Origin of the sequence: Mesorhizobium xinjiangense (assembly GCF_009749525.1) — a bacterium.
GTDB classification, from domain to species: domain Bacteria; phylum Pseudomonadota; class Alphaproteobacteria; order Rhizobiales; family Rhizobiaceae; genus Mangrovimarina; species Mangrovimarina xinjiangensis.
This window is the reverse complement of the sequence record NZ_WOAC01000024.1, coordinates 61,638-78,938: the sequence shown is the minus strand read 5'-3', so window position 1 is coordinate 78,938 and position 17,301 is coordinate 61,638. Positions and strand designations below refer to the sequence as shown.

Sequence of the window (17,301 nt, the reverse complement as noted above, 5' to 3'; positions counted from 1 at the left end):
AACCTCACCAAGCTCGCCCAAGCGGCATGAACCCACTATCGTTCAGCCAACAGCCCTATGCCGGAGCTATCTGGACAGGCTCCTAGTGGTTCGTTTCCAACGTTTGCATCCCTTTTGTATCGGCCCTGAGGGCAAATGTTGGAAACAAGAGAACCACTAGCAAGTCTATGATTCTAGTGGAACTTTTGAATTTGACATTCGATCACGGGGTCGACATCGAGTGGGTGTCGAATGTCAGATTCAGGCCTGCGTCACGGCGGCCCGCTCAATGCGCAACTGGTAGCAATTGTTGCGCGCCGAGCGCATGTGCAGATAGGCCACATCCTCGCGCGCCAGCAATTCATGGGCCCGGGCGCAGATGCGATGCGTGGCGATCACCGCGCCGGTGCCGTAGACGATGCGTTCGTCGTGATCATATCCCCTGACGATATAATCCGGTGTCGCGCGGAACATCTCCGGCAGCACGTCGGTTTCGGGCGCCCGCTCGCAAGCCTCGGCGCACAGGAAAACCGGGCCGGTCTCGGCATAGGGCTGCAAGGTGTCGAACGGGCGATAGGACAAGATGAGATATTCCTTGCCGCGCGGAACGTTTTTCAGGCAGTGACGGCAGGGAACGCCGTCACCGTCGGAAATTCGGCGCTCGGGCCGAAGCCCATAGGCGTCCACCGCGCCGGCTTGATGCGCCCTCGCCCGCTCCGTGGGCATGGCAATATAGCGGATAAGCATCCTGGCCTCCCTGGATATTCAGCAAGGCCGTTTGTCGTCGATACGGCAGAAGCGCGCCACCCGATTCCTGCATATCCTGAACTAGATCCAGGGCACCACGTCCTCTTCCGACCATGCAACGGGAACAAAACCCATCTTCTGGTAGATCTGCAGGGCGCGCGGGCTGTCGAGCGTGTTGGTATGAATGGTGACCTTGCCGGGATCATGCGACCAGGCGGCGAAGATCGCGGCGGACAAGAAGAAGCGGGCAAGCCCCCTGCCCTGGAAATCGGGTATCAAGCCGAAATAGACGATCTCCACGCTTTCGGGCACGGCGAAAAGATCGAGCTCGAAAAAGCCGGCCGGCGCCCCGTCCACATAGAGCACCTCGATCTGCGTTTCCGGCCGGTGAAGCGCGCCGGCAAGCTGTTCGTCGTTCAGCGATCGGCGCATCATCCAGTGATGCGGCTTGCCGACCTGTTCGTAAAGATAGCGGTAGAAGTGCGGCGGAATGGAGCCCACCTGCATGATGGCGAGCTTCGGTCCGACCGGCATGGGAACGCGGATGACAGGCGGCGCGGTCATTTCCAGATGCGTGATACGGGCGGCCAGGTTGCCTTTCCTGCCTGTCACGAAGGCTCGTCCCCGCTGATCACCGGCGTATCCTGTCGTCCGCCCCATTCCGTCCACGACCCGTCATAGAGGCGGTTGTCCGTATGGCCGAGCGTCTCCAGCGCAAGCGTCAGCACCGCCGCGGTGACCCCGGAGCCGCAAGAGGTCACCACCGGGCGGGCGAGATCGACGCCCGCATCCTCAAATGCGGCACGCAGTTCCTCTGCCGGCCGCAGCCGCCCCTCGCGGGCAAGCGACAGGGCCGGCACATTGGCCGCGCCCGGCATATGACCGCCGCGTACGCCCGGGCGTGGCTCGGGGTCGAGGCCGGCAAAACGCGCCGGCGGGCGGGCGTCGGCCACTTGCGCGGCGCCCGTCGCAACAATGTCGCGCATGTCGGCGAGCATCGCGACGCGTGCGGCGTCGAAGTCGGTCCGGAAATAATTCGGCGCGATCTTCGTCGGTTCGGCCGTCACCGGCCGGCCCTCGCTCGTCCAGCCGTCCATGCCGCCTTCGAGCAGGCGCACATTGCGCGCGCCCATGATGCGGAACATCCACCACACCCGCGGCGCCGAAAACAGGCCGGGACCGTCATAGACGACGATCAGATCATCGGCCGCGACACCCATCGAACCGACATGGCGGGCAAAATCGTCCGGCGAAGGCAGGGTGTGCGGCAGGTCGGATTCGGGTTCGACAATGAGGTCCTGGTCGAAAAAGACGGCGCCCGGAATATGGGCCGCGTCATATTCGGCCCGCGCGTCGCGCCCCTGGGCGGGCAGGTACCAAGAGGCATCGATGATCGAAAGGCCGGGATCGCCGAGATGCTCGGCCATCCAATCGGACGTAACAAAAAAATTCTCGCCGGTCATGATCGCTCAACGCCTCGATCGTCGTTCGGTTTCCTGGCCCTCAGGCCGGCAGCGCCCCGAAGCGGATGCGAAAACGGCGGTTTTCGCGCCCCTTCTTCTCGATCTTGCCGATATGGATCTCGCCCACTTCCTGCGTCTCGCTCACATGCGTGCCGCCGCAGGGCTGGCTGTCGACAGCACCATCCGCCCCGATGCAGACCAGGCGGATGCGACCCATACCGGCCGGCGGACGCACATTCTTCGATTTCACAAGATCGGGATTGGCGGCGAGTTCGTCCTCGGTGATCCAGCGCGTGAAGACGGGATGGTTGGCCGACACCAACTGCATCATCGCCTCGCTCACGCCTTCGCGGGTGACGCCGGCATCCGGCAGGTCGAAATCGACGCGCGATTCCTCCTCGCCCACTGCCGCGCCGGTGATCGGAAAGGGGCACACCACGCTCAACAGATGGCAGGCCGTGTGCATGCGCATGAGCCTGTAGCGCCGGTCCCAGTCGATGTGCAGCACCAGATCCTCGCCGACCTGTGGCATCGCCGCGCCGGCGGCCGGCACGTGGATGATCTCGTCCTTGGTTTCTCCGGTCACCGTTGCCGCAATCTGGATCTTAGAGCCGTCAGCGCGTTCGAAAAATCCCGTGTCGCCCGGCTGTCCGCCCGAGGTCGCGTAGTAATTGGTCTGGTTCAAAATGATGCCGCCGCGCTCATTGATTGCGACCACCCGGCCCTCACCGGTCGAAAGATAGGGTTCTTCGCGAAAAAGGGCTTGAGTCACATGGGGCATCAGGCGACATCCTCGTACGGAACCTCGATCGCGCTCTTAGCGTCCATCCATTCCGGCACAGGCAGCTTCTTCGAGCGCAGAAAATCGGGGTTGAAAAGCTTCGACTGATAACGCGTGCCATAATCGGCAAGGATTGTCACGATCCGATGGCCCGGCCCAAGCTCGCGGGCGAGCCTCACGGCGCCGGCGATGTTGATGCCGGTCGAGCCGCCAAGGCACAGGCCCTCCTGCTGCACGAGATCGAAGACGAACGGCAGCGCTTCCTCGTCGGGAACCTGATAGGAGAAATCGGGCGTAAAACCGTCCAGATTGGCGGTAATCCGCCCCTGTCCGATGCCCTCGGTGATGGAACTGCCCTCGGCCTTCAGGACACCTTCGGTGTAGAAGGAATAAAGGGCCGCACCGAGCGGATCGGCCAGAGCAATCTTGACGTCCTTGTTCTTCTCCTTCAGTCCGGCCGCAACCCCGGCCAGCGTGCCGCCGGTCCCGACTGCCGAGACGAATCCGTCAACCTTACCATCCGTCTGCTGCCAGATTTCCTGGGCCGTTGTGACGACATGGCCGTCACGATTGGCGACATTGTCGAACTGGTTGGCCCAGATCGCCCCATTGGGATCGGTGCGCGCCAGTTGCTCGGCCAGGCGGCCGGACACTTTTATGTAATTGTTCGAGTTCTTGTAAGGCACGGCCGGGACCTCGATGAGTTCAGCGCCCAGCACGCGCAACGCATCCTTCTTTTCCTGGCTCTGCGTTTCGGGAATGACGATGACCGTGCGGTAGCCAAGCGCCTTCGCGACAACGGTGAGCCCGATGCCGGTATTGCCGGCGGTGCCTTCCACGATCACGCCGCCCGGCCGCAAGAGGCCCTTTTTCTCGGCATCACGAATGATGAACAGCCCTGCCCTGTCCTTGACCGACTGGCCGGGATTCATGAATTCGGCCTTGCCGAGGATCTCGCAGCCGGTCTCGTCCGATACCTTGTTCAGCCGGATCAGCGGCGTGTTTCCGATGGCGTCGATGACGGTACGATACATGTCCGGTCCTTCGCGTTTCCCGCGGCCGGCCCATCGGCCGCCGCCCGTTACCTGCCGGAATTCCTCCAGCCTGCTATTGGTCTAAGGACACGATCTTGCGCTTTCAAGAAGGGATATTTCTCCATTGCGCCGAATGGAAGGCTTTTCGACCTGCAGCAGCCCTCAAATCAGGGTGTTCGTTGCCGGCACCCGATAGCCGGGGAGCGACAGGGGCCGCGCGCCCGTGTATCAACGCCGCCGATACGCGATTGCGCCGGTCACAAGGTGGGCCGAATCCTGTTAGGCAACACATCTTGGCCCTGACCGTCGTGAATGTTTATCTGTTCGTCTAAAGGGAGTTGCGTATGAGGCTTTATCGTGCCCGCCCGGGTGACGGCCCTGCCTGGGTCACTGGAGCCAGCAGCGGCGTCGGACGCGCCGTCGCACTGGATCTGGCCCGTCGCGGCTACGTCGTGGCCGCGAGCGCACGCAGTGCCGATATGCTTGCCGAGCTCGTCAGCGAAGCCGAGGGCCTTTCGGGCCGAATCGTCTCCATGCCGTGCGACGTTACCGACGAGGCGGCGGCAGCGGCGACACTTGCCAGGATCGAAAGCGAACTCGGACCGGTTTCGCTCGCCTTTCTCAATGCGGGCCGCTTCCTTCCAGCGCGCGGCGAAAGGCTCGACATCGAGAATTTCCGATTGACCTACGAGCTCAATCTTTTCGGTGTCATCAACTGCCTGGCCCCGATCGCCGCAAGGATGAAAGCACGCCAGCGCGGGCATATCGTCATCATGGGATCCGCTTCGGCCTATGGCGGGGTCCCGTTGGCATCCGCCTATGGCTCCACCAAGGCCGCGCTGAACAATATCGCGGAATCGCTGAAGTTCGATTTCGACCGGTTGAATATCCGCATTCAGATCATCAACCCCGCCTTCATCGACACGCCGCTGACGGAACCCGGCCGGTCGCGCCTGCCCGCACTGATGCCGGCCGGACAGGCCGCGCGGCGCATTGTCGACGGGATCGAGAAAGGCGGCTTCGAGGTCACCATGCCGCGCCGGCTGATATGGCCGCTCAAACTGGTCAATCTGCTGCCGTACCGGCTCTATTTCTACCTGATCGGGCGAGCCACCGGCATGAACAAGCGCCGGCGCAAACCCTGACCTCATCCCCGGGACGAGCGGCCCAGCAATTGCGCGCCAGATCACTATGCTGGAACATGGTTCGTTTCCAACATTTGCATCCCATTTGTATCGGCCCTGAGGGCAAATGTTGGAAACAAAAGAACCACTAGCAACTTTATGATTCCAGTGGAACTTTTGAATTTGACATTCGATCTCGGGGTCGACATCGAGTGGGTATCGAATGTCAAATTCGTTCCACTAGCGCGACAAGAGCGACAGGCAGGGCGGTTCGTCGATGAGCGAACGGGTCGTGCCGCCGAAGATCATTTCCTTGATGCGCGAATGGCTGAAGGCCCCGGCGACCAGCAGGTCGGCGCCGATTTCGTCGATCCTGTCGCCGATCGTACGCGCCACGGAGCGTCCTTCCGATTGCACGGTCTCGATGGTTGCCTTCACGCCGTGGCGGGACAATGTGGTGGCGATCTCGGCACCGCTCATCGCGCCCGCCTGAGTGTTGTTGGTGACAGGGTCAACCGTGAGAACGGTCACTTCTTCGGCCGCTTCGAGGAATGGCAATGCATCGAAGGCCGCGCGGGCAGCCTCGCGCGATCCGTTCCAGGCCAACACGACACGGCGCGCCGCCACCTCCGTCCCGCCCCTGCCTGCCGGCACGAGCAGAAGCGGCCGCCCGCCGCTCTGGATCAACGTGTCGATGTCAGGCGCACCGCCGGTCGACATGTCGCCGCTTGGCTGGGCCACGACGACAATGTCGGCGCAGCGCGCGCTTTCCATGGCCGACAGGGCACTGTCGCCGGACACGCTCTGCAGGGCGCGCCATTCGGCCGAAAAGTCCTCACGCGCCATGCGGGCATGGAACAGCCGCCCCAGGCTCTCGGCGCGTTCGCGATTGGCTTCCTCGCCCGTCGTGATCAAGGTCGCGTCGGGAAACCCCATGGGCGAGGCGATGGGCATCGGCAAGGGCTCGGCGTGGACACCGACGAGATGGCATTCCCACCGCGCCGCCAGCGCACAGGCGCATTCGAGCGCTCGAGTCCCGTCTTCCTCATTCTGCAATACGACGACGATCGTCTTGTAGGCCACCGCGCTCTCCATCGCTCGCCGGCGCACCGGCTTGAAGTTGAACGAATAATAGCACGACGCGGTTCCGCGCGTTGCGCGAGATCAATAGGCGCCTCCGTCGCGCGCCGCGACGAGGCCGTCGACCATCCCCGCGATGTCGGCCCGCGCAGCTTCCAGCGCGGTTTGCGAGCGCGCCCGCACCACCAGTTCGGTCCAGAACTTGCCGTCGAGATATTTGGGATAGGATCCGATGATCGTGTCGGGGTGCGTCTTCTGGATCGCCGCCAGCCGGTCGCCGATCGTGCCTTCGCCGAACGGGCATTGAATGGTCGCCGAAAGAAGTTTCGTGCCGGTCTTCAAGGTCGGCACGACCGTATCCAGCATGGCCTGGAAGATCGCCGGCACGCCGGCCATCACATAGACGTTTTCGATGTGGAAGCCCGGCGCCATCGAAACCGGATTGTCGATATGCTCGGCCCCGCGCGGCATGCGCGTCATGCGCTTGCGTGCTTCGGTGAACTCCATGCCGCGCTCGGCGTAGTGGGCCGCCAGCATCGCATAGGCCTTGGCATCGTATTCGCAGGGCAGACCGAACGCCTTGGCCATCGATTCGGCGGTGATGTCGTCATGCGTGGGACCGATGCCGCCCGTCGTGAAGACGTAGGTGTTGCTCGCGCGCAGGGCGTTCACCGCCGCCACGATCGCCGCCTCGTCGTCGGCGACGATGCGAACCTCGGCCAGATCGATGCCGACCGCGGTCATCATCTCGGCCAGATGCCCGATATTGCGGTCCTTCGTCCGGCCCGACAGGATCTCGTCGCCGATCACGATCATGGCCGCCGTCACAATGTCTGGCATCGAAACGTCCTCATATTGCGCCCCTTGCACATACCGCCGACGGCCCAAGCGGGCAATGGGTGAACGATCCGTCGCCAATCGGGAGATTTCTGATCGGCGTGCGATCTCGTAAGTCTTGGAGCGTAGCCGTCGCAGTGCGGCAACCGACAAAGCGCCACGGCACCCGCCGTGCAACGCAATCCCGCAATCACCACAAGGAGCCTGGAAGCATGGCGAAAGTGCTTGTCCTATATTATTCGAGCTGGGGCCACATGGAAGCGATGGCCAAGGCGGCCGCCGAAGGCGCCCGCGCCGCCGGCGCCGACGTCACCATCAAGCGGGTTCCGGAACTCGTTCCCGAAGAGGTCGCCAAGGCGGCGCATTACAAGCTCGACCAGGAGGCATCGATCGCCGACCCGGCCGAGCTCGAGAATTACGACGCGATCATCGTCGGCGTCTCCAGCCGGTTCGGCGCAATGTCGTCGCAGATGAAGAACTTCTTCGACCAGACCGGTCCGCTCTGGGCCAGGGGCGCGCTCATCAACAAGGTCGGCTCGGTGATGGTCTCGTCGGCGACCCAGCACGGCGGCGCCGAGCTCGCTCTGATCTCGACGCAGGTCCAGTTGCAGCATCACGGCATGGTCATCGTTCCGCTCTCCTATGCCTATCAGGAGCAGATGGGCAACGACGTGGTGCGCGGCGGCGCGCCCTACGGCATGACGACCACAACCAATGGCGACGGCTCGCGCATGCCCTCCAAGCAGGAGCTGGAAGGCGCCGAGTTCCAGGGACACCGTGTCGCCGAGATCGCCATCAAGCTGCACGGCTGATCCTGACCGGGCGGGGTGAGGCCTCTCTCCCCGCCCAATCCGGATTAGCGCCGCTCGACCACTCGCCGCTTGATCGGACGTCACCGCTCGGCTACGGCTTGGCGCGCGCGGACGTGGCGGAACTGGTAGACGCAAGGGACTTAAAATCCCTCGGCTTCGGCCTTCCGGGTTCGAGTCCCGGCGTCCGCACCACTTTTTTCACTCCCGACGAATTCGCTGCGCTCACCGTCTCCGCGGGGGCGGGCAATGCCCGGGCCGCAGTCGCGGCCTGGATGCGTCTGCATCATCCTTTCGCTCCCGACGAATTCGCTGCGCTCACCATCTCCGCGGGGGCGGGCAATGCCCGGGCCGAAGTCGCGGCCTGGATGCGTCCGCATCATCCTTTCGCTCACGGCATATTCGCTGCGCTCGTTGCCAGGGATAGTATCGTCAACGCCACCTTAAGCCTTGCGACCCAATATGCGGCCATGGCTGGAATCACGCTTCCTCCGCTCAAATGGCTGCTTGTCGGCGCGCTCGCCGCCGGCGCGTGGGCTTATCATCAGGACGTTCCGGTGCGAACCGGCACGAAAGGCGGATCTTCGCATCGCATAGCACCGGCGCAAACGTCGCGGCCGCGCCTGCCGGTGCGTGTTGCCCTGCCCGCCAGCCGACCGAATGCTCGAAACCACCGGGAGGACAGGATGGCGACCGGGGCGCTTTCGCGGCCGGTGCCTCGCCCGAAGGCAGAGATCGCTGTCAGATCCGCGGCCGTGCCCAAGCCAAAGCCGCAACCCGAAGACCGCCGGCGGCCTGCCATGTCGGTGTCCGCGGCGGTGAACAGGGGCGCGCCGATACGCGGGCCACAGGCCGGCGACTGCCAGTGCCCGTACGACCTGATGATCGACGGCAGCGCCTGCGGCGAGCGCAGCGCCCTGTCGCGGGGCCGGGTCTCGCGCACATCCTGCTACCGCTGAGCGCAAACGTCTCCCCGGCAAACGCCCGTACCCCTTCTGCACCTTCAGGCGCTCGACCGGCGCGGCGTCGCCAATCCGCGAACAGGGCTGGCGCTTGTCGACCGGACTTGGCACATTCGCTCGACTCAGGAGAATGCACATGCCCGCCAAGACCAAGACGTCCTTCCACAAACCCGCAACATGGAGCGACGTGGCGCCGCTTCTCGTCGACGTCGCCATGGGACGGCAAAAGGCCGATCTCGTCGTGCGCAACGGCCGCTGGGTCAATGTTCATTCGGGCGAGATCATCCCGGCCACCGATATCGCCATAGCCGGCGGACGCTTCGCCTATTGCGGGCCCGATGCCAGCCACGCCATCGGCGAAGGCACGCGGGTGGTCGATGCCGCCGGGCGCTACCTGGTGCCGGGCCTGTGCGATGCGCATATGCATGTCGAAAGCGGCATGGTGACGGTGACCGAGTTCTGCCGCGCCGTCATCCCCCACGGCACGACCTCGATGTTCATCGATCCGCACGAGATCGCCAATGTCCTGGGGCTGGAGGGCGTACGCCTGATGCATGACGAGGCGACGGCGCAGCCGGTCAACGTCTATGTCCAGATGCCGTCCTGCGTGCCCTCGGCGCCGGGCCTGGAAAATGCCGGCGCGGCGCTCGGCCCGAAAGAGGTCAACGAAGCCATGGCCTGGGACAATATCATCGGGCTCGGCGAGGTGATGAATTTTCCCGGCGTGGCCGCCAATGACGCCACGATGCGCGGCGAGATTGCCGCCACCGTGGCGGCCGGACGCACGGTCGGCGGCCACTATGCCTCGCCCGATCTCGGCCTGCCGTTTCACGGCTATGTCGCCGGCGGCCCGGAGGACGATCATGAGGGAACGCGGGCCGAGGACGCGATTGCCCGCGTGCGCCAGGGGATGAAGGCGATGCTGAGGCTGGGTTCGGCCTGGTACGACGTGGCAAGCCAGGTAAAGGCGGTCACCGAACAGGGACTCGATCCGCGCAATTTCATCCTGTGCACCGACGACAGCCATTCCGGCACGCTGGTCAAGGACGGCCATATGGACCGCGTGGTGCGCCACGCCATCGCGCAGGGGCTGAACCCCATCACCGCGATCCAGATGGCGACCCTCAACACGGCGCAGCATTTCCGGCTCGAACGCGAACTGGGCTCGATCGCTCCTGGACGCCTGGCCGATTTCCTCATCGTCTCCGACCTGGCGGCGCTGACCATAGACGAGGTCTACGGGCGCGGCGTCCGACTGGCGCGCAACGGCCAGCTCGAGATCGACATACCGGCCTGGTCCTATCCCGCCTCGGCCAGGAACACCGTCAAGCTGGGTCACCGGTTGGCCGCCAAGGATTTCGACATCGCCGCGCCAAAGGGCACACGCGAGGCGCGCGCCCGGGTGATCGGGGTGATCGAGAACCAGGCGCCGACGCGGGCCTTGGAGGCCGATCTGCCGGTCGCCAAGGGCATCGTCGGCATGGACCGGCGCAACGACGTCTGCCAGATCGCGCTTGTCGAACGCCATCGCGGCACCGGCGCCGTGGTCAACGGCTTCGTCTCCGGCTTCGGCTATACGCAGGATTGCGCCATGGCCTCGACGGTGGCGCATGATTCGCACCACATGATCGTGGTGGGCACCAACAAGCAGGACATGGCTGCGGCGGCCAACCGGCTCGGCCAGGTGGGCGGCGGCGTGATCATGTTTTCCAAGGGCAAGGAGCTGGCGCTGGTGGAAATGCCGATCGCCGGGCTGATGTCGGATGAACGCGCCGAGATCGTTGCGGAGAAGGCCGAAAAGCTGACCCGTGCCATGCGCGACATGGGCTGCTCGCTCAACAACGCCTATATGCAGCATTCGCTGCTGGCGCTGGTCGTCATACCTGAGCTCAGGATTTCGGATGTCGGGATCGTCGACGTGACGCAATTCGCCAAGGTCGATCTGTTCGTGTGACCCAGGTTCGCGGCAGTCCCTACCGGGGACTCACCGCGGCGCCGACCAGTGCCGCCGGCGTCGTGATGACGATGCTCGCGGCCGAAAAGGCGGTCTGGCCGATGCCGCGCGCCAGTTGCTCGATATGGTTGCCCAGATCGTCCTCCTCCTGCGCGAGGTTGTCGCCTCGCCGCAACCGATCGCCGATCAAAGTCACCAGGACGGGATTGTCGGCAAATTTCGTGTGATTTGCCATGTCCCCGGCCTCCACGTTGGTCACGTTGACGACCGTGACGCCGTAGGCCGCAATGTCACCGGCGTCCTCATACCGCCCCAGCCGAGGCCTGTTGCCGGCAATGAGCCCGGAAACGTTGAGCGCACGATCGTCGCCCGACAGCAAGACAAAGAAGGGTTTGTCGGGCACGCCATAGCGCCGCATCTGGCTCTTGAAGATATCCACATCGACGTCCGGCGAGGCCAGGATGACGTCGCCCAGCCGTCCGCCGAGGTCGCGGTCGCCGGTGATCGCCAATTGCCGCAGGGCCTCAAGAGTCACCCAGTTGCCCATGGAATGGGCGATGATGTCGATGCGCTTCGCACCGGCCTTGCGGACCATGCGCAAGGTCCGCTCCAGCCCGTCCCTGGCAAGGGTCGAACTGTCCCGATCATAGATGTAGTCGACGACGCGCCCGCCCGAAGCCCAGGTAAACAGAACCGGGGCGCCGGGATAGTCTGCGTCCTGCACGAATTGTGTCAGCCGATAGACGGCCTCGTCGAAACGGGTGTTGTAGCCGTGGACGAAGACGAGCGCCCGGCCGCCGTCCTTGCGGATCGACTCGGCCAGTTCCGCCACGATGCCCTCCTCCTGGGGATAGGTCGCGGCGCTTGTGGCGGTGAAATATTTGGCCGGGTCGCGCGGACCCAGCTTGGGATACTCGATCTCACCGGTCTTGTGGATGGCCGGCACGGAAACATCGACGCGGGCATAGCTCAGTTGCGAGGCGCGGTCGCCGGTGTAGAGCTCGGCATTTCGTGATGCGCGCGCCCGCGTCGTGGCCACATAGATGCGATGCGTGTCGGCAATCTGCGACTGCTGCGCCGGCAGGATGTGATTCGACAGGAGATCCTCGGTGGGGCGCCCGGCACAGGCCGCAAGAGCCAGGCTCATGGCCAGCACGACAAAAGCGGGACGGCATGCGCGCAGGGATGTTCGATTCAATGCAAAATCCTGCCTGGCACTGTGTCTCAACCATCCGGATAACGGCCACCGGCCGGACCGTCCAGCATTGTCCGGCGCGTCGGGTTCACGAGTTTGTCGAAGCAGAAACAATGGTTTCAACGTCCCCAGAAAGCCGGCGTGAAGATTACCAGAACGGTCAGGATCTCCAACCGACCCAGAAGCATGACAAGACACAGGATCCACTTGCCCGTATCGGAAACGCCGAAGAAATTGCCGGACGGCCCGATCATCTCGCCAAGACCGGGGCCGACATTCGTCAGCGCGGTCAGCGCGCCTGAAATTGCGGTTACAAGATCTAACCCCGTTGCCGCCAGCAGGATAGAGGCAATCGCCCAGATGACGAAAAAGGCCGAGATGAACAGGACGACGGAGCGCTGCATGTCGTCGTCGACCCGCCGATCCCCGTATCGCACCGGCATGACCGTGTTGGGATAGATCAGTTTGCGCAGACCATTGGCCATCAATTCGAACACGATCAGAAACCGATAGGCCTTGATCCCCCCGGACGTGGAACCCGAGCACCCGCCGAGAAACGTCGCTACGAAGGCGCAGGCCACGGCAAAAGGCCCCCATGTCGAATAGTCCTGGCTCGCATAGCCGGTCGTGGTGATGACTGACATGAAATTGAAGATGGAGTGCGTCAGGGCTTCGAAGAACGGCACCCCGGTCGAAATCCGAAGGTAGATCGCGACGGCGAGGGCGAAGAAGAGCACATAGCCCGCGAACACCCTGATCTGCGGATCGCGGGCCGCGTCGAGACGTCCGCGAATGGCCATGAGAACCAGGATCGAAAATGGCAGTCCGCCGACGAACATGAACAGTGTCGACACCCAAAGGACCGCCAGATTGTCACTGTAGTAGCCGAGCGAGGCGTCGTGCGTGGAGTAGCCGCCGGTCGACATCGTCGTCATAGCATGGTTCAGGGCATCGAACCCGTTCATCCCGGCCGCCGCGTAGGCAATCGCGCAGGTCAGCGTCAGACCGGAATAGATGCCGAGAATACTCAGCGCAAAGACGGAAAGCCGCTCGAAGGGCCTGTCTTCGATGTCGGAAGACTCGATCTTGAAATAGCTGACACCGCCAATGTTGAGAAACGGCAGCAGGAACAGGCCGAGCACGATAACGCCAAGGCCGCCCATCCATTGCAGGATCGATCGCCAGATGAGGATGCCCGGCGGGATGAAATCGATCCCCGTCAACACGGTCGAGCCGGTGGTGGTGATTCCGGAGACCGATTCGAAGACGGCATCGGCGACGCCAAGTTCCAGCGACGAGGCGACAAAGGGAATGGAGCCGGCAAGCGCCATCGTGAACCACAGGAGATTGACCACCAGGAAGCCGAAACGGGACGAGGCGACCGGCGGGCGCCCTTGCGTCGCCAGCGCAATTGCGAGCGACAATCCGCCGAGAAAGAAGCTCGAAAAGGCGAAGACCCGCCAGTCCTTGTTCCCGTAATAGAGATCGACGGCGGCCGGGACCAGCATGGCCGCTGAAAGATAAATGCCGAAAATTGCTGCAATATGGACGGCGGCGCGGACGGCAAGAGCTTGCACGGAGACGACATCCTCGAAATGCGCCGCGACACCCGGCTGCGACCCCCTCGCCGCCCCCGGTCCGGCATTGGCTAGAAGCGACGGTTTATGCGATAGGGCAAACAGGTGCAACTGTGGAGCGGCGCGGCGAACGAATGAGCAAGCACACGACGAAGGATACGTTCGCCGAGCGCGTCGACCGAGCGGCAGAGACCCTGCGCGGCCTGTTCGCCGAAACGCCCCTCCAGGTCAATCACCACCTGTCAGACAAATATGGCGGCCACATCTATCTCAAGCGCGAAGACCTCTCGCCGGTGCGCTCCTACAAGATTCGCGGCGCCTTCAATTTCTTTCGCAAGGAACTCGCCAGAAGCGATGCCGCCAACTCCTTCGTCTGCGCCTCGGCCGGCAACCACGCCCAGGGCTTTGCCTATGTATGCCGTCATTTCGAGCGCCATGGCGTGATCTTCATGCCGGTCACCACACCGCAGCAAAAGATCGACAAGACGCGAATCTTCGGCGGCGAATTCATCGAGATTCGACTGATCGGCGACTTCTTCGACGAGTGCCTGCGTGCCGCCCTCGCCTTCGCCAATGATCATGGCGCGCGGATGGTTCCGCCCTTCGACCACAAGGACATTGTCGAAGGCCAAGCCACCGTCGCCCACGAGATCGCGGCGCAGCTGCCCGCAGGCAAGGCCCCTGACATGGTCGTCCTTCCGGTCGGCGGCGGCGGGCTTGCAGGCGGTGTGACGCGCTATTTCGAAGCGATTGGACAGGCGCCGCGTTTCGTTTTCGCCGAACCGGAGGGCGCGCCGAGCCTCAAATCGGCCCTTGCCGAAGGTCGGCGCATAAAGCTCGCCAAGGTGGACAATTTCGTCGACGGCGCGGCGGTCGCCGAAATCGGCGCCGAGCCCTACCGGATGCTGAAGCATCACCTGGCGGAAGACGTGCATCTCGTCCCGGAAAACCGGCTTTGCGCCACGATGATCGAGATGCTCAACATCGAAGGCGTCGTTCTGGAGCCGGCGGGCGCTCTTGCCATCGACGCGCTGAAGGATTTTTCAAAGCGGGAGTTGAAGAACAAGACAATCGTGGTCGTCGTGTCGGGCGGCAATTTCGATTTCGAACGGCTGCCCGACGTCAAGGAGCGTGCCTTGCGTTTCGAGGGGCTGAAGAAATATTTCGTCTTTCGCTTCCCGCAACGCCCCGGTGCCTTGCGCAACTTCCTCGACCTCATGGGACCCGACGACGACATCACGCGCTTTGAATATCTGAAGAAGTCGGCGCGCAATTTCGGCTCGGTGCTGATCGGCATCGAAACGAAGGAGCGGCGTAATTTCGACACGTTGGCGCGACGCTTCCGCGAGGCCGGCTGGGCCTATCAGGACATCACCAACAACGAGATGCTGGCGGAACTGATCATATGAGTGGCAGAACCGTCTATCTCATCCTGTTTCGCGGGGTCGGCGGCGCGACGCAATTGCCGGTGAAACGGCTGCGCGAGGCGCTGGAAGAGGCCGGCTTCGAAAATCCCGGCACCTACATCAACAGCGGCAATGCGTTCCTTGCCACCGATATGCCGCGTGCGCAGATGCTGGAGCGGATCACGCGCATCTGCGCGCGCGAATTCGGCTTCACCAAGGACATCCATGTGCGCTCGCTCGATGAATGGGATAAGCTGATCGCCAACAACCCCTATCCCGACGCGGTGGGAGCGCCCAAGCTCCTGCACGCAGCGGTGCTGGCCGCAGCGCCCGACGAGGCACGCCTCGACGCGTTGCGGGCCGTGGCAACGGACCGCGAGCGCATCGCCGTGGTCGATCGTGTGGCCTATCTTCTCACGCCGGACGGCTTTGGCCGCTTGAAGCTGGCGGCGCGGTTCGACAAGGGCATCGGCGTTCCCAATACGGCGCGCAACTGGAACACGGTGACAAGCCTGGCCCAACTGGCGCGGGCCGCCGCCAGCACCTGAAGCGCCATTGCGCGCGGTTTAATCCGACTGTCTCATTTTGCGCCGCAGCATGAATTTGCTTGCAATTGCGCCCGAACACCGCCATATGCCGCTCCAGGCGCTTAGGCCGGGCTCGCCGGCTTTCCCCTTGAACGGGACTGGTTGCGTCTAGTCTCTCCCCTTCCCGAATAGTCGGCAGACGGAGAAAGAGTCCCGCGGCATGAGGCCGCTGGGCACGACAGCGCAGCCGATCGTATCTCCTGCGGAGATGCGCCGCCTTGTCGCAAATCACATATTTCCGTCCGGCGGGTTGCGCCCCGCCGCGCAATCGTTGCGGCCATCGCCGCTGAAAGAAGAAGAATTTTGACAATCGATAATTCAAACGCCACCGGCAGCACCTTTGCCGAGCTCGGCATCGCCGGCTCGCTCTTAAAGACAGTGTCCGCCGCCGGCTTTGCCGAACCGAAACCCATTCAGGCCCAGGCCATTCCACCGTTTCTCGAGGGCCGCGACGTGCTCGGCATCGCCCAGACCGGGTCGGGCAAGACGGCCGCCTTCGCTCTGCCGATCCTGTCAAGGATCATGGCGCTCGGCGCCAGGCGGACACCGAAATGCGCCCATGCGCTCATCCTCGTGCCGACGCGCGAACTGGCGGTGCAGATCGACGATGCTATCAAGCAACTCGCCAAGGGCGCGCATATCGCCACGGCGCTGGTTCTGGGTGGGGTCTCCCGCTTCAGCCAGGTCAAGCGGCTCAGGCAGGGCGTCGACATACTGATTGCCACGCCCGGCCGGCTGACCGATCTGGTGCGCGCCGGCGACGTCCGCCTGGGTGAGACGCGCTGGCTGGTTCTGGATGAGGCCGACCGTATGCTCGACATGGGCTTCATTAATGATGTCAAGCGCTTGTCGAAAGCAACGCATGCCTCACGTCAAGTCGCACTGTTCTCGGCCACCATGCCGAAGGAAATCGAAACGCTTGCCCTTGGGCTGATGCGCAATCCTGTGCGTGTTTCCGTCGCGCAACAGGCAACGACCGCTGCCGAGATCCGCCAGAACCTGATCCTAGCCCGCACCCGCCAGAAGCGCGACGTTCTGGCAGGGCTGCTGGCCGACCCGGCGATGACGCAGGTCATCGTCTTCGCCCGCACCAAGCATGGCGCCGACAAGGTAACGCGCCAGCTTGAGCAGGACGGCTTTGCCGCCGCGGCCATTCACGGCAACAAGTCCCAGAATGCCCGGCAGCGAGCGCTTACGAGCTTTCGCGACGGTTCGCTGCGCATCCTGGTGGCAACGGACATCGCGGCCCGCGGCATCGACGTGCCCGGCATCAGCCATGTGGTGAATTACGACCTGCCCGACGAGGCGGAGACCTACGTCCATCGCATCGGACGAACCGGCCGCAACGGCGCCGAAGGAACAGCCATCACGCTGTGCGATCCCGGTGAGCGATCAAAGCTGCGCCAGGTGGAACGTATCATTCGGCAAAAGATCGACGTCACCGACGATCGTACCGCAGAGCCGGACCCCGCACCTCGGCCGCTTGCTCCCGCCCGCGCTGGAGACGGCGACGCGCCGCGGCACAAATCGGGTGAGCGTCGGCGCCACGACCGCAAGCCTTCTGCCCCGGCCCATGCGCGCGCAGGCGGCAAGGACGCAGCGGGCGAAAACCGGCAGCACCGCAAGCCGCCGCACAAGGGCAAGCGCCGGTTCACCGGCAAGCGCAAGGCGAACAAGGCCGCCTGATTATCGCTCTCGGTCTCCGGCCGAGCGCGTTATGCATCTGCGACCCATTCGGCGCCCAGTTGCGGCGCCGAATGGTGTCG

16 protein-coding genes and 1 tRNA gene are annotated in these 17,301 nt (G+C 63.6%); 8 read left to right on the top strand and 9 right to left on the bottom strand.

Going from position 1 to position 17,301, the window contains the following annotated elements; genetic code table 11:
* Window positions 1–240: 240 nt before the first annotated feature.
* From GM909_RS21460 to GM909_RS21440, 5 genes are all read right to left on the bottom strand, one after another.
* On the bottom strand, window positions 241–726 hold the full coding sequence (locus GM909_RS21460) for a DUF1203 domain-containing protein (protein ID WP_157019267.1): 486 nt from the start codon (window positions 724–726) through the stop codon (window positions 241–243).
* Between the two features lie 81 nt (window positions 727–807).
* Window positions 808–1,290 (bottom strand): GNAT family N-acetyltransferase, encoded by a 483-nt coding sequence (locus tag GM909_RS21455; RefSeq protein WP_235912009.1) that lies wholly within the window; start codon window positions 1,288–1,290, stop codon window positions 808–810.
* Window positions 1,291–1,334: 44 nt separating this feature from the next.
* Window positions 1,335–2,189: a 3-mercaptopyruvate sulfurtransferase gene (sseA, locus tag GM909_RS21450; protein WP_157019265.1), complete on the bottom strand. Its 855-nt coding sequence runs from the start codon at window positions 2,187–2,189 to the stop codon at window positions 1,335–1,337.
* A gap of 40 nt (window positions 2,190–2,229) precedes the next feature.
* Window positions 2,230–2,970, bottom strand: a complete 741-nt coding sequence (locus GM909_RS21445; RefSeq protein ID WP_157019264.1) for an alanyl-tRNA editing protein — start codon at window positions 2,968–2,970, stop codon at window positions 2,230–2,232.
* Window positions 2,970–4,004, bottom strand: coding sequence for a cysteine synthase A (locus GM909_RS21440; RefSeq protein ID WP_157019263.1), 1,035 nt, complete (start codon window positions 4,002–4,004; stop codon window positions 2,970–2,972). The genes GM909_RS21445 and GM909_RS21440 overlap by 1 nt, the downstream gene beginning before the upstream one ends.
* Before the next feature lie 344 nt (window positions 4,005–4,348).
* On the opposite strand from GM909_RS21440, the gene GM909_RS21435 reads away from it, so the two are divergent.
* Window positions 4,349–5,149 (top strand): SDR family NAD(P)-dependent oxidoreductase, encoded by an 801-nt coding sequence (locus GM909_RS21435; protein ID WP_157019262.1) that lies wholly within the window; start codon window positions 4,349–4,351, stop codon window positions 5,147–5,149.
* 219 nt (window positions 5,150–5,368) lie between these two features.
* Here GM909_RS21435 and GM909_RS21430 read toward each other — a convergent pair whose 3' ends face one another.
* A complete protein-coding gene (locus tag GM909_RS21430) occupies window positions 5,369–6,211 on the bottom strand; it encodes a universal stress protein (protein ID WP_157019261.1) in 843 nt (280 codons plus the stop codon).
* Between the two features lie 81 nt (window positions 6,212–6,292).
* On the bottom strand, window positions 6,293–7,048 hold the full coding sequence (locus GM909_RS21425) for a competence/damage-inducible protein A (RefSeq protein WP_157019260.1): 756 nt from the start codon (window positions 7,046–7,048) through the stop codon (window positions 6,293–6,295).
* Window positions 7,049–7,257: 209 nt separating this feature from the next.
* Here GM909_RS21425 and wrbA point away from each other — a divergent pair, with 209 nt between their 5' ends.
* From wrbA to ade, 4 genes are all read left to right on the top strand, one after another.
* Entirely contained in the window at window positions 7,258–7,857 is a 600-nt protein-coding gene (wrbA, locus tag GM909_RS21420) for an NAD(P)H:quinone oxidoreductase type IV (RefSeq protein ID WP_157019259.1), read from the top strand.
* Window positions 7,858–7,964: 107 nt separating this feature from the next.
* A tRNA-Leu gene (locus GM909_RS21415) sits at window positions 7,965–8,049 on the top strand.
* Between the two features lie 80 nt (window positions 8,050–8,129).
* Window positions 8,130–8,813 (top strand): hypothetical protein, encoded by a 684-nt coding sequence (locus tag GM909_RS21410; RefSeq protein ID WP_157019258.1) that lies wholly within the window; start codon window positions 8,130–8,132, stop codon window positions 8,811–8,813.
* A gap of 139 nt (window positions 8,814–8,952) precedes the next feature.
* On the top strand, window positions 8,953–10,770 hold the full coding sequence (ade, locus tag GM909_RS21405; RefSeq protein WP_157019257.1) for an adenine deaminase: 1,818 nt from the start codon (window positions 8,953–8,955) through the stop codon (window positions 10,768–10,770).
* Between the two features lie 19 nt (window positions 10,771–10,789).
* Here the strand turns inward: ade and GM909_RS21400 are convergent, their stop codons facing one another.
* Together GM909_RS21400 and GM909_RS21395 are read right to left on the bottom strand one after the other, a co-directional pair.
* Window positions 10,790–11,917 carry an alpha/beta hydrolase gene (locus GM909_RS21400; RefSeq protein WP_157019269.1) on the bottom strand — a complete coding sequence of 376 codons (1,128 nt, stop codon included), beginning with the start codon at window positions 11,915–11,917 and terminating at the stop codon, window positions 10,790–10,792.
* Window positions 11,918–12,084: 167 nt separating this feature from the next.
* Window positions 12,085–13,542, bottom strand: a complete 1,458-nt coding sequence (locus GM909_RS21395) for a TrkH family potassium uptake protein (protein WP_157019256.1) — start codon at window positions 13,540–13,542, stop codon at window positions 12,085–12,087.
* 134 nt (window positions 13,543–13,676) lie between these two features.
* Between GM909_RS21395 and ilvA the strand changes: the two genes are divergently transcribed.
* From ilvA to GM909_RS21380, 3 genes are all read left to right on the top strand, one after another.
* The gene (gene ilvA, locus GM909_RS21390) at window positions 13,677–14,951 is read left to right on the top strand and encodes a threonine ammonia-lyase IlvA (protein WP_157019255.1); all 1,275 of its coding nucleotides are present in this window, start codon (window positions 13,677–13,679) and stop codon (window positions 14,949–14,951) included.
* Window positions 14,948–15,496 carry a DUF1697 domain-containing protein gene (locus GM909_RS21385; protein WP_157019254.1) on the top strand — a complete coding sequence of 183 codons (549 nt, stop codon included), beginning with the start codon at window positions 14,948–14,950 and terminating at the stop codon, window positions 15,494–15,496. The genes ilvA and GM909_RS21385 overlap by 4 nt, the downstream gene beginning before the upstream one ends.
* 234 nt (window positions 15,497–15,730) lie before the next feature.
* On the top strand, window positions 15,731–17,221 hold the full coding sequence (locus tag GM909_RS21380) for a DEAD/DEAH box helicase (RefSeq protein WP_407941335.1): 1,491 nt from the start codon (window positions 15,731–15,733) through the stop codon (window positions 17,219–17,221).
* Window positions 17,222–17,301 lie beyond the last annotated feature (80 nt).

Excerpts from the sequence above, each read along its gene's own strand:
- GM909_RS21460 (WP_157019267.1), bottom strand. The coding sequence starts at position 726 with ATGCTTATCCGCTATATTGCCATGCCCACGGAGCGGGCGAGGGCGCAT.
- GM909_RS21455 (WP_235912009.1), bottom strand. The coding sequence starts at position 1,290 with ATGACCGCGCCGCCTGTCATCCGCGTTCCCATGCCGGTCGGACCGAAG.
- sseA (WP_157019265.1), bottom strand. The coding sequence starts at position 2,189 with ATGACCGGCGAGAATTTTTTTGTTACGTCCGATTGGATGGCCGAGCAT.
- GM909_RS21445 (WP_157019264.1), bottom strand. The coding sequence starts at position 2,970 with ATGCCCCATGTGACTCAAGCCCTTTTTCGCGAAGAACCCTATCTTTCG.
- GM909_RS21440 (WP_157019263.1), bottom strand. The coding sequence starts at position 4,004 with ATGTATCGTACCGTCATCGACGCCATCGGAAACACGCCGCTGATCCGG.
- GM909_RS21435 (WP_157019262.1), top strand. The coding sequence starts at position 4,349 with ATGAGGCTTTATCGTGCCCGCCCGGGTGACGGCCCTGCCTGGGTCACT.
- GM909_RS21425 (WP_157019260.1), bottom strand. The coding sequence starts at position 7,048 with ATGCCAGACATTGTGACGGCGGCCATGATCGTGATCGGCGACGAGATC.
- wrbA (WP_157019259.1), top strand. The coding sequence starts at position 7,258 with ATGGCGAAAGTGCTTGTCCTATATTATTCGAGCTGGGGCCACATGGAA.
- GM909_RS21410 (WP_157019258.1), top strand. The coding sequence starts at position 8,130 with ATGCGTCTGCATCATCCTTTCGCTCCCGACGAATTCGCTGCGCTCACC.
- ade (WP_157019257.1), top strand. The coding sequence starts at position 8,953 with ATGCCCGCCAAGACCAAGACGTCCTTCCACAAACCCGCAACATGGAGC.
- GM909_RS21400 (WP_157019269.1), bottom strand. The coding sequence starts at position 11,917 with ATGAGCCTGGCTCTTGCGGCCTGTGCCGGGCGCCCCACCGAGGATCTC.
- ilvA (WP_157019255.1), top strand. The coding sequence starts at position 13,677 with ATGAGCAAGCACACGACGAAGGATACGTTCGCCGAGCGCGTCGACCGA.
- GM909_RS21385 (WP_157019254.1), top strand. The coding sequence starts at position 14,948 with ATGAGTGGCAGAACCGTCTATCTCATCCTGTTTCGCGGGGTCGGCGGC.